This window comes from Amycolatopsis sp. NPDC047767 (assembly GCF_040704195.1).
Taxonomy (GTDB): Bacteria; Actinomycetota; Actinomycetes; order Mycobacteriales; family Pseudonocardiaceae; genus Amycolatopsis.
Genome location: NZ_JBEYSJ010000013.1, coordinates 156,497 through 167,662 on the forward strand (window position 1 = coordinate 156,497; position 11,166 = coordinate 167,662).

An 11,166-nucleotide genomic window follows, 5' to 3' on the forward strand; every position below is an offset into this window, starting at 1 on the left:
TTCAGCGCAGCGCGCGCACCCGCTCCAGTCGTGCCAGCCAGGACTTTGTGACGTCGGGCGCGGCGGCGAACTCGTCGAACCGGTCCGGTGCCGGCGCCTGCGGCAGGACCGGGAGGTAACCGTCTACAGGGGACAGTGAGGTGGTGCTGACGTCGCCGGTCAGCAGGGACATCGTGCCCAGGCCGCAGGCGAAGTCGAGCTGCGGAAGGGCGCCGGCGAGGGCCAGGCCGGCGGCGAGGCCCACGCTGGTCTCCACGGCGGACGACACGACGCACGGCAGCCCGCACGCCTCGGCCACCTCCAGCGCGCGCCGCACGCCGCCGAGGGGGGCGACCTTCAGCACGGCGATGTCGGCGGCCCCGGCGACGGCGACCTTCAGCGGGTCCTCGGCGCGGCGGATCGACTCGTCGGCGGCGATGCGCACGGACACGCGGCGCCGGACGGCGGCCAGCTCGTCGATGGTCCGGCACGGCTGTTCGGCGTACTCCAGGCCGCCGGCCGCCTTGTCGAGTGCGGCGAGCGCGGTGACGGCGGTGTCGACGTCCCAGGCCATGTTGGCGTCGACGCGGACGGCGCCGGCCGGGCCGAGGGCGTCGCGGACGGCTTCGAGGCGGGCGCAGTCGTCGGCGAGCGTGGAGCGCTTGTCGGCGACCTTCACCTTCGCCGTGCGGCAGCCGGACGCGCGGACCAGCGCGTGGGCGCGGTCCGGCGGCACGACGGGGACGGTCGTGTTGACCTCGACACGTTCGCGCACCGCCGCGGGCCAGCCCTGCTCGCTCGCCTCCAGGGCGCTCGCCAGCCACGGCACGCTCTCGGCGTCCGAATAGTCCGCGAACGGGCAGAATTCGCCCCACCCGGCGGGCCCTTCGAGCAGGACGCCTTCACGGACGGTGATGTCCCGGAACCGGTTGTGCAGGGGCAGCGCGTAGACCTTCATCACCGCAGATCATGCCACTGGCGAAGGCACGTGCCGATCGGGCGGCGACCGGCCAGAATGAGACGGGTGGACGGCCTCGACTTCCGGGTGCTCGGCCCGGCCGAGGTCGTGGCCGGGGGCCGCGCCGTGCCGCTCGGCGGGAGCCGCCCGCTGATCGTGCTCGCCGGGCTGCTCCTGCGCGCGAACCGCGTGGTGTCCGTGGACGAGCTCGGCCGCTGGCTGTGGGACGACGACCAGCGCCGCTCCAAGGGCGCGCTCCAGACGTACGTGCTGCGGCTTCGGCGTGCGCTGCCGGGTGTTGCGATTCGCACAGAACGTGGTGGTTATCTCCTGGAGCTTGATCCGTTGCTCACGGATCTTGGTCGTTTTCGCACACTCGCGGCGCGGGGGCGGACAGCTTTCGAACAAGGCGAACATCGTCGGGCCGCGGGGTTGTTCGCGGACGCACTTGCGGAGTGGCGTGGGCCGGCGCTGCAGAACGTGGAGTCCGACGCCCTGCACCGCGACGAGGCCGGCCAGCTCGCCGAGGAACGCACCCGCGTAGGCGAGCTGTGGGCCGACGCGCTGATCGCCGTCGGCGAGTTCGGCACCGTCGTGCCCGAGCTGACGCGGCTGACCCGGGAACACCCGTTGCGGGAACGGCTGCACGAGCAGCTCGTGCTCGCGTTGTTCCATTCCGGGCGGCAGGCCGAGGCGCTGGAGGTGTACCGGCGGATCAGCGCGGTGCTCGCCGAGGAGCTGGGTCTCGATCCCGGCGCCGGCCTGCAGCGCGTGCACCGGCTCGTGCTGGGTGGGGCGCCTTATCAGCCGGCGGTCGAGCCACAGGTGCCGCACCAGCTGCCGGCCGACCTCGGCACGTTCGCCGGGCGTGAAGCGGACTTGAAAGCTTTGCACGCGTTGCTTCCGGCCGAGGACAGCACGTCGATCCCCATCGCCTCCGTGGAAGGCATGGGTGGCATGGGGAAAACGACGTTGTCCGTCCACTTCGCACACGAGATCGCGGACCGGTTCCTGGGCGGACAGGTGTTCCTGAACCTGCGTGGGTACGGTCCGGGCGAGCCGGTGGAACCGTTGGCGGCGCTGGAGACGCTGCTGTCGTCGCTGGGTGTCCCTTGTGACCAGATCCCGGCCGATGTGGACGGTCGCGCCGCGACCTGGCGCACGCACACGGCGGGACGGCGGCTGCTCGTGGTGCTGGACAACGCCAACAGCACCGAGCAGGTACGGCCGCTCCTGCCGGGACCCGGCTGCCTGGTCGTGGTCACGAGCCGCTGGCAGCTGCGCGGCCTCGTCGCGACGCACGGCGCGCGCCGGATCGCGCTGGAGGAGCTGGACGAGGCGGGCGCCGTCGAGCTGCTGGCGTCGGCGATCGGGGTCGATCGCGTCAACGCGGATCCTGGTGCCACGGCACGCTTTGTGGAGTACTGCGGCGGCCTTCCGCTGGCGATCCGGATCCTGGCCGTTCGGGCGGCGCAGTTCCCGGACCACCCGCTGGGGTCCTTTGTGGATGCGCTGGATGCGGAGCCGGACCGGCTCGGGTTGTTCGATCTCGGTGATGGCGAGGAGACGAACATCCGGTCGGTGTTTTCGTACTCGTATCGGGCGTTGCCGCCGGATGCGGCGCGATTGTTGCGGTTGCTCGGTTTGCCTTCGGGGCCGGACGTGACGCCGGCTGTCGCCGAGGTGCTGTTGGGGTCGCCGCCAGGGCCGGCTTTGGACGCTCTCGTGTCCGCGCACTTGCTCACTCAGCCGCAGCCCGGGCGGTACCAGTTCCACGATCTGATCCGGGCGTATGCGGCAGAGCTCGCGTACCATGTGGACAGTACGGAGGAGACGGCGGCGGCGCGCTCGCGGCTGTTGGATTTCTATCTTTCTTCGGCGTTCAACGCTTCGCGGGCGATGCGGCCCGAGCGGATCTACGGCTCGCTGGAGTTGCGTGTGGACGGTGGCCTCGAGTTCGCCGACTACCACGCCGGGCTGGCGTGGTTCGCCGCGGAGTACGGGAATCTCGTCGCCGCCGTGCACCTGGCGTTCCGGCTGCGGGAGTACGCGCATTGCTGGAAGCTCACTTGGCTGATGTTCACGTACTTCGCCGGCCGCGCCCGCGTCGACGACTGGCGGGCGCTCAACGAGCTGGCTCTGCGCGGCACGAGGTTGTCCGGTGACCGGGGCGGTGAGGCTGGGATCCTGAACTGCCTCGGGGTGATCGACGGCGTCGTGCGCGATTACGCATCGGCCCGGCGGTACCTCGAGCAAGCGCTGGTGCTGCAACGCGAACTCGGCTCGCGTGAGGGCGAGGCGCGGGCGCTGTACAACCTGGCGATGGCGGCCGATTCGTCGTCCGACTTCCCCGCCGCGCTCGCCCACGGCACACGGGCCCTGGAGATCGTGCGGGACCTGCGGATGACCGGCTTCGAGGCCAACGTGCTGCGTGCGCTGGGGGATTTGTGCTGCCGCTTCGGGGATTTCCCGCGTGCCTTGGCCCTGGCGGACGAGGCTTTGGCCTTGGCGCCGTCTTCGCTGGACGGCCGCTTTTCCCTGACCACCCGCGCCAAAGCCCTCCTCGGCTTGAGCCGGGCCGCCGAGGGCATCGAGTGCATGTCGGACGCCGTGGACATGTTCTTCGCGATGGACGAACACTACGAAGCCGCCGACGTCCTCGCGCAGCTCGGCACAGCCCACCTGCGCCTCGGCCACCCCGCCGCCGCTCGCGACTGCTGGCTCCGCTCCGCCCGCCTGCTCACCGACCTCGCCCATCCGGATGCGGCTGACGTCCGCGCCAAGCTGGCGGCGTTGGTTTCGGGGTGAGTTGCCGGCCGCGGTCGGCTTGCCCTTCGGCGTGGGGCCATCGGTTCCCGTGCCGCCGCGCGGTGTTCATGTGAAGTTGGCCGAGACGTTTCGCCGCTCGAGGCCGGCATGCCATTCGGTTCGGCAGTAGGCCGGTCGCGGTGGCGATGTGCCGGTCAGCGGGGAATGTTGCGGCGGGGTTTGGCAAGGTGCCGGTCGACTTGGCGACTGCCACTCGTTTGGCACGCTGGGGAAGTTGCCGAGACGGCTGGCATGGTGCCGGGCGGCGTGGCGGATTGCCAGGTCTCGTCGTGGATTGCCTGTTCAGACTGAGAATTGCCAGGCCACCGCGGGGATTGCCGTGTGGTGTGGCGAGTTGCCAGAGGCACGTGGTGCGGGTGGTCTGCGTGCCGACCCCCAGAGACAGCAGGCAGACCACCTGCACCCGTACGCCTCAGCCAACCGGATGGCGCTCACTGTGCGCTCACTGTGCCGGCGGCGGGTTGGGGTGCAGGAGGTTCGAGAGGGTGATGGCGTTGCGGGGTGCTTCGACTTTGACGTCGTTGTCGAAGTAGACGTGGACGTCGCGCTGGCCGTCGGCGTGCCAGGCGGTGATCTTGGTGGCCCAGGTGCGCAGGGCGGATTCGGTGTAGCCGCTGGTGTAGAGCTCGACGTCGCCGTGGAGGCGGACGTAGGTGAAGTCCGCGGTCTGGTCCTCGCGGTACGGCCAGCGGCCGGCGGTGTCGGCGACGACGAGGGCGACGTCGTGCTTGCGCAGCAGGTCGAGGGCTTCCGGGGTGACGAAGCTGGGGTGGCGGACTTCGAGCGCGTGCCGGAGGGGGCGGTTCTTGCCGGCTTCGAGGTGGGGCGGTGTCTTCAGCTTGTCGTCGTGCTTCGCGCCGAGGGCGGCGGCTTCGGTGGTGGTGCGGGGCAGCAGGCCGAGGAACGTCTCGACGCGGTCGGGGTCGAACTCGAGCCGCGCGGGCAGCTGCCACAGCACCGGGCCCAGTTTTTCGCCGAGCGCGAGCACGCCGGACGCGAAGAAGTTGGCGACGGCCGGCTCGACGTCACGCAGCTGCTTGAGGTGCGTGATGAAGCGCCCGCCCTTCACGGCGAACACGAAGTCGGCCGGCGTCTGGTCGGCCCAGGCCCGGTAGCGGTCGGGGGTCTGCAGTGAGTAGAACGACCCGTTGAGCTCTACGGAGTTCAACCGCCGCGACAGGTACTCCAGCTCGCGGCGCTGCGCCAGCCCCTCGGGGTAGAACTCGCGACGCCACGGCGGATACCGCCACCCCGACGTCCCGATCCGAATCCCGGCGATCTCCCTCACCCCCTTCCTCCGCGGCGTGATTCCCCTCGGCAGATTCCGGTAAACCCGCCCGCGCTCCCGCCGCCCGGACACCCGCACCGAACTTCGGGACAGCCGACCCAACCGGGAGGACATCTGTCTCACGTCCTGTCTCACTCAGCGTGATGGCGATTCGGCGGACGACCTAGCCCCGCCGCCGCCCAACGACGGCGACGGGGGTGCGCCGGCCGGACTCGGGGTCCGGGAGCCGACCGGCGCGGCTCGTGGTGGGCGGTGGATTGCCCGGGGTTGGTCGTCGGTCGGGATAGGTGTATCGGCCGGCTCGGGTCGGCAGAGCCGGCGTGGCTGGTGATGGAGCCGGCGGGCGTCGGCCGGGGTTTGGATGGGCAGCTCGTGCTCGCGGTGTGGAAAGTCGGCTGGCGCAGCCACGACGGGGCGGCGGATTTTCCGCGCAGATCGTCCCGTGAGGTGTGGGCGCGTCGGCCGGAATCGGGGACCGGGAGGCCAGCCAACGCGGGCAGGCGAAACCAATGGCGCCGCAGGGCGGCTCGCCGGACGGCGTTGAGTGCGCCGACTCGACTTGAGGTCCCCGAGAACGGTCGGCGCGGGCGGGTGGCAGCCGGCAGGCGGCTCGTCGGCTTGGGTTGAGTGCGCCGGCCAGGCTCGGGTTTGGGAGGCCGACGCGGGTGGCGGTGGGTGGCGGATTGCCTTGAGCCGACGGACGGCTGGGCTCGGGTCCGGGAGCTGGCCGGCCGACGCGGCTGATGGAGGGGCGCTGGATTTTCCGCGCGGATCGGCCGCGGACAGTCGGTGCGCCGGCCGGACTCCGGGGCTCCGGCTGGCGCGGCTGGTGATGGGCAGTGGCCTGCCCCGGGCGAGTCGTCGGTTGAGCGTGGGCGCGCAGGCCGGGCTCGGGGGCTGGGAGACCGGCCAGGGGGTCGGTGCGTCGGCCGGGCTCCGGGGTTCGGGAGACCGGCCAGCGGCGGGTGCGCAGGCCGGGCTCGGGGGCTGGGAGACCGGCCAGGGGGTCGGTGCGTCGGCCGGGCTGCAGGGTTCGGGAGGCCGGCCAGCGGCAGGCGCGCCGGCCGGGCTCCGGGGGAGGCCGGCCAGCGTTGGATCGGCGGCCCCGATCCAGTTCGGATGCCCGCCGGCGTGGGTGGGGGTCGTCAGGCCCACGAGAAGGTCCACAGGCGGGTCTGCACGAGGCCGCTCGCGTATTCGCGGAGGGTGCCGGGCTGGGAGAGGTACGTGGGGAGGCTGAAGGCGCGGTGCTCGGCCGCCACGGTGAGGGCGCGGGCCTGGGTGCGGGGTGGGGCGGAGACGGAGAGAGTGAGGGTGTCGAAGCCCAGGGAGAGGAGGGTGGCGCCGAAGCGGTCTTCCCAGCTGCGGAGGACGGCGGAGAGCTCCGCGACCTGGTCGGTGGACTTGATCATGCCCGTCCAGCCGAGGTGGGCGGGGATGTCGGCCGGGCGGTCGGTCTGGACGAGGCCGAGGCGGTGGGCGCTGCGGTTGGCCAGGATGGAGCCGGTGTTGCCGGCCTCGGCGAGGGCGTCGGCGCGGCGGTGGGAGCGGCGCGCGAGGCCGGGGAAGCGGGTGCCGAAGGGGCGCAGGCACGCGCCGTCGCAGCAGGAGGTGTCCCACCAGCGGGCGAGGGCGGCGGCGGGGTCCGCGGAGTCGACGCGGTGGCCGGCCGGGGCGAGGCGGCCGCGGTCGTCGAGCCAGTCCTCGCCGCGTGCGGCGAAGCGCTGGTCGTGCGGGATGATCACGGGCCAGAGCCCGGAGCGCTCGAACTCCGCGACGCACTCCAGGTACCGGTGCGGCCGCGCGAGCGGCTCGTCGGACACCCAGATGCGGCCGTGCCACCGCCCGGGCGGCAACGTCTGGACCGGCGGTGCCCCGAGGCCGGGGCGGAACGGTGCGATCGTCATGAGCTTCCCCTCGAACTGGTGTTCGGTCCTGCACGTCGAACAGTAGTTCGAGGGACCGACAATTTCCAGGAAAAGTTTCGCTCATCCGTTCGAGTGAACGTGGAAAACGGCAGGTCAAGGACCGCCGAGCGAGCTGCTGTGACAGGTGAGGTCACTGCGACAGATGGGTGAGGCGAAGTCCACTCGTCGGCGACCGGGGAACACCGCGACCGCGAAACCGGTACTTTTCCGTCCGGTCGATGTCGGGAACCGCCGACCGGCTGCGTCCCAGGGCCGAACGAGAGACCAAGCACCGGAAAGGACCACCACCATGGCCATCGCCGAGGACATCGACCGCGCCACCGACTCGAAGTGGGACTGGGTCGCCGAGCAGACCCGCAAGTACGTGAGCTCGGGCGGCCGGGAGGGCCACGAGCAGAACGGCCTCTACACCCTCATCCTCGCCAGCACCGGCCGCAAGACCGGCGAGCCCCGCCGCACCTGCCTGATCTACGGCACCGAGGGCGACGACTTCGTCGTGGTCGCCTCCAAGGGCGGCGAAGACGACCACCCCGACTGGTTCAAGAACATCGAAGCCGAGGCCGGCGTCGGCGTGCAGGTCGGCGCCCAGCGGTTCGACGCACGTGCCCGCGTGGCGACCGACGAAGAGCGCGAGAAGCTCTGGCCGAAGATGGCCGAGATCTTCCCGCTCTACAACGAATACGCGCAGAAGACCGAGCGCGTCATCCCGATCGTCCTGCTGACCCCGAAACAGTGACTAGGTGAACGAGTGACTACAGCGGCCGGCGCAGGTCCTCCGCGTCGACGATGTGGTACGCGTACCCCTGCTCCGCCAGGAACCGCTGCCGGTGCGCCGCGTACTCCGTGTCGACCGTGTCCCGCGACACGATCGAATAGAAGTGCGCCTGCCGCCCGTCGCCCTTGGGGCGCAGCAGCCGCCCGAGCCGCTGCGCCTCTTCCTGGCGGGAGCCGAACGTGCCCGAGATCTGGATGGCCACCGACGCTTCCGGCAGGTCGATGGAGAAGTTCGCCACCTTCGACACCACCAGCGTCCGCAGCTCGCCGCGGCGGAAGCGGTCGAACAGCTCCTCGCGCTCCTTGTTGCGCGTCGACCCCTGGATCACGGGCGCGTCCAGCTCCGCGCCCAGCATTTCCAGCTGGTCGAGGTACGCCCCGATCACCAGGGTCGGCTCGCCGGCGTGACGCTCCACAATGGACTTGATCACGGGCATCTTCGTCATCGCCGTCGCCGCGAGCTTGTAGCGCTCGTCCGGCTCCGAAGTCGCGTACGCGAGGCGCTCGGCGTCCGTCAGGGTCACGCGGACCTCGGTGCACTCGGCGGGCGCGATCCAGCCCTGCGCCTCGATGTCGCGCCAGGGAACGTCGTACCGCTTGGGCCCGATCAGGGAGAACACGTCACCCTCGCGGCCGTCCTCGCGCACCAGGGTCGCCGTCAGGCCCAGGCGGCGCCGGGACTGCAGATCCGCCGTCATGCGGAACACCGGCGCCGGCAGCAGGTGCACCTCGTCGTAAACGACCAGGCCCCAGTCACGCGAGTCGAACAGCTCCAGGTGCCGGTACTCGCCCTTGGTCTTGCGCGTCACGACCTGGTACGTCGCGATCGTGACCGGGCGGATCTCCTTCTTCTCGCCGGAGTACTCGCCGATCTCGTCCTCGGTCAGCGACGTGCGCGCCACCAGCTCGCGCTTCCACTGCCGGCCGGCGACGGTGTTGGTCACCAGGATCAGCGTGGTCGCCTTGGCGTGTGCCATGGCGGCGGCGCCCACCAGCGTTTTGCCCGCGCCGCAAGGCAGAACGACGACGCCCGAGCCGCCGGCCCAGAACGCTTCCGCCGCCTGGCGCTGGTAGTCGCGCAGGTGCCAGTCCTGCTCGTCGAGGTCGATGGAGTGCGCTTCGCCGTCGACGTAACCCGCGAGGTCCTCCGCCGGCCAGCCGACCTTCAGCAGCGCCTGCTTGAGCCGCCCGCGTTCGGACGGGTGCACGAGCACCGTGTCCTCGTCGATGCGCGCGCCCAGCATCGGGCTGATCTTCTTGTGCCGCGACACCTCTTCCAGCACCGCGCGGTCCGTGGTCGACATCACCAGGCCGTGGGCGGGGTGGTTGGTGATCTGCAGCCGCCCGAAGCGGCCCATCACGTCGACCACGTCGATCAGCAGCGGCTGCGGCACGGGGAAGCGCGAGTACGTGGTGAGCGCGTCCACCACCTGCTCGGCGTCGTGCCCGGCGGCGCGCGCGTTCCACAACGCCAGCGGCGTGATGCGGTACGTGTGCACGTGCTCGGGCGCGCGTTCCAGCTCGGCGAACGGCGCGATCGCGATCCGCGCGTCGTCGGCCTGAGGGTTGTCGACCTCGAGCAGCACGGTCTTGTCGGACTGGACGATCAGGGGGCCATCAGTCACCCGTCCTTTATACGTTCCCCCGAGCCGTCCCCTCCCGTCGCGGCCGTCCGGGTGCCAAGATGATCGGCAGGAAAAGCTGGAGGGGATCTTTGACCACACCACCGTTCGGCGTGCCGTCGGCCGCCAACCCGTTCCAGCCGCCGGGCGCCGTGCCGCCCCGGCCGGGCGCATCCCGGCCGCTCTCGAGCACCGCAAAGGTGCTGGTAGCAGCCGGAATCGTGGTGGCGCTCGGCGTCGGCGTGCTCGCCGCGTTCGGCGTGGCCGCGATCGCCCGCTCGTCGGGCACGCCGGTGGCGGGCAGCTGCCTGTACCTGTCCGACGAAAGTGTCGGCACGCAGAGTTACCACGGTGTGAGCTGCTCCGAGCAGCGCGCGACCTACCGCGTCGACGACGTCGAAAACGGCACCGCGAGCTGCCGCGGCGGCGACTACGTGCGCTTCCAGCTCTTCCGGAGCACGAGCAGCTCCAGCCGCACCAGCACGCCGCGCGAGACGCTGTGCCTGGCGCTCAACGTGTCGTCCGGCGACTGCCTGCGCGACGTCGACGACGAGGCCGCGATCAGCAAGGTCACCTGCAGCGACCCCGACGCCGAGGCCCGCGCGGTCGTCCACCAGGGCAGCAGCGACGAGAGCTCCTGCGGCGCCGCCGACACCGCCCTCGTCTACGCCGGCCCGCCCGAGCGCACGGTCTGCCTGCAGCCCGCGGGCGAGAACATCTAGGGCTGGTCCTCGGCCGGCAGCATCGCCTGCACGTCGAGCCGGCTCGTGATCAGGCCCGACGTGTGCATGAGGTCGGCCACGCGCTGCAGCCGGATGCCCGACAGCGTGGTCGGGTAGGTGCCCAGCGAGATCAGCGCCGCCGTGGTCGGGTCGATGTCGGAGAACGTCGGCAGCGCGTCGCGGACGATCGCCGGGTCGGCGGCCGTCTGCTGCGCCTGCATGAGCACGCGGCGGAACGCGGCCAGCGTGCGCGGGTTGTCGCGCGCGAACGCGCCGGTCGTCGCGTAGCCCGAAGCGGGGAAGTCGAGGGTGGCGCCACTGGACCCGTCGGCGAGGATCTGCGCGCCGAGCTCCTTCTCCGCTCGCGTGATGTACGGCTCCACCATCAGCGCCGCGTCGGCTTCGCCGGCCTGCAACGCGTCGGGCATCCGGTCGAACGGCTTGGCCACGAAGTGGATCTTCGCCGCGTCGACGCCGGCGGTCGCGAGCACGGAACGGGCGGTCAGCGCGCCGATGTCGTCGAGGTCGTCCACCGCGATCTTCGGCGACTTCTTCGCCGTCGGCTCGGTGTAGTCGGAGTTCGGCAGCGTCACGAGGGCGATCGTGTTGTTGCCCGACGTGTACGCCTCGCCTTGAAGCTGCAACGCGGTCCCGGCGTTGGCGGCGCGGAAAAGGGACACGTCGCTGGCGAACGTCACGTCCAGCTGTCCCGAGCCGAGTTTCGCCAAGCCGTCCTCGGTCCCGAGGTCCACGAGCGTCACGTTCAGCCCGGCTTCGCGGAACTTCCCGGCCGCCGCAGCGATGCGCAGGGGGGCGGTGTCGATCGGCCCGCCAACGCCCACGCGCAGGGTGGTCCGCTCCAATCGCGCCGGCGCCGCCGCGTCACCGGAATCGAACAGCGAGCAGCCGCTGACGGCCAGCAAGACCGCCACCAGCGGCAACACCAGTGCACGCACGTTCATCCGCTCTCACCCACCGGGAGAATCTCGCCATCACGCTGGATCGTATGGGCCGCTGCCCATACGATCCCCGACAGGGCCGCGACCCCGCCAGTGCGGCTTCCCGA

8 protein-coding genes are annotated in these 11,166 nt (G+C 71.2%); 3 read left to right on the forward strand and 5 right to left on the reverse strand.

Going from position 1 to position 11,166, the window contains the following annotated elements; genetic code table 11:
• Window position 1: 1 nt before the first annotated feature.
• On the reverse strand, window positions 2-937 hold the full coding sequence (locus AB0878_RS23960) for an o-succinylbenzoate synthase (RefSeq protein ID WP_366582466.1): 936 nt from the start codon (window positions 935-937) through the stop codon (window positions 2-4).
• 57 nt (window positions 938-994) lie between these two features.
• Here AB0878_RS23960 and AB0878_RS23965 point away from each other — a divergent pair, with 57 nt between their 5' ends.
• A complete protein-coding gene (locus AB0878_RS23965; protein ID WP_366582467.1) occupies window positions 995-3,745 on the forward strand; it encodes a BTAD domain-containing putative transcriptional regulator in 2,751 nt (916 codons plus the stop codon).
• Between the two features lie 463 nt (window positions 3,746-4,208).
• Here AB0878_RS23965 and AB0878_RS23970 read toward each other — a convergent pair whose 3' ends face one another.
• Together AB0878_RS23970 and AB0878_RS23975 are read right to left on the reverse strand one after the other, a co-directional pair.
• Window positions 4,209-5,054 (reverse strand): DUF72 domain-containing protein, encoded by an 846-nt coding sequence (locus AB0878_RS23970; RefSeq protein ID WP_366582468.1) that lies wholly within the window; start codon window positions 5,052-5,054, stop codon window positions 4,209-4,211.
• Between the two features lie 1,145 nt (window positions 5,055-6,199).
• Complete coding sequence (locus AB0878_RS23975; RefSeq protein ID WP_366582469.1) at window positions 6,200-6,961, reverse strand: DUF4253 domain-containing protein; 762 nt, start codon at window positions 6,959-6,961, stop codon at window positions 6,200-6,202.
• A gap of 310 nt (window positions 6,962-7,271) precedes the next feature.
• On the opposite strand from AB0878_RS23975, the gene AB0878_RS23980 reads away from it, so the two are divergent.
• Window positions 7,272-7,718: a nitroreductase family deazaflavin-dependent oxidoreductase gene (locus AB0878_RS23980; protein WP_366582470.1), complete on the forward strand. Its 447-nt coding sequence runs from the start codon at window positions 7,272-7,274 to the stop codon at window positions 7,716-7,718.
• A 16-nt stretch (window positions 7,719-7,734) separates the two neighbouring features.
• Here AB0878_RS23980 and AB0878_RS23985 read toward each other — a convergent pair whose 3' ends face one another.
• Window positions 7,735-9,381 carry a DNA repair helicase XPB gene (locus AB0878_RS23985; RefSeq protein WP_366582471.1) on the reverse strand — a complete coding sequence of 549 codons (1,647 nt, stop codon included), beginning with the start codon at window positions 9,379-9,381 and terminating at the stop codon, window positions 7,735-7,737.
• Window positions 9,382-9,470: 89 nt separating this feature from the next.
• Here AB0878_RS23985 and AB0878_RS23990 point away from each other — a divergent pair, with 89 nt between their 5' ends.
• Entirely contained in the window at window positions 9,471-10,100 is a 630-nt protein-coding gene (locus AB0878_RS23990; RefSeq protein WP_366582472.1) for a hypothetical protein, read from the forward strand.
• Here AB0878_RS23990 and AB0878_RS23995 read toward each other — a convergent pair.
• Window positions 10,097-11,062: an ABC transporter substrate-binding protein gene (locus tag AB0878_RS23995; protein WP_366582473.1), complete on the reverse strand. Its 966-nt coding sequence runs from the start codon at window positions 11,060-11,062 to the stop codon at window positions 10,097-10,099. The genes AB0878_RS23990 and AB0878_RS23995 overlap by 4 nt on opposite strands.
• Between the last annotated feature and the right edge of the window lie 104 nt (window positions 11,063-11,166).

Bases quoted from the DNA above. Each gene is read 5' to 3' on its own strand.
- AB0878_RS23960 (WP_366582466.1), bottom strand. From the start codon at position 937: ATGAAGGTCTACGCGCTGCCCCTGCACAACCGGTTCCGGGACATCACC.
- AB0878_RS23965 (WP_366582467.1), top strand. From the start codon at position 995: ATGAGACGGGTGGACGGCCTCGACTTCCGGGTGCTCGGCCCGGCCGAG.
- AB0878_RS23975 (WP_366582469.1), bottom strand. From the start codon at position 6,961: ATGACGATCGCACCGTTCCGCCCCGGCCTCGGGGCACCGCCGGTCCAG.
- AB0878_RS23980 (WP_366582470.1), top strand. From the start codon at position 7,272: ATGGCCATCGCCGAGGACATCGACCGCGCCACCGACTCGAAGTGGGAC.
- AB0878_RS23995 (WP_366582473.1), bottom strand. From the start codon at position 11,062: ATGAACGTGCGTGCACTGGTGTTGCCGCTGGTGGCGGTCTTGCTGGCC.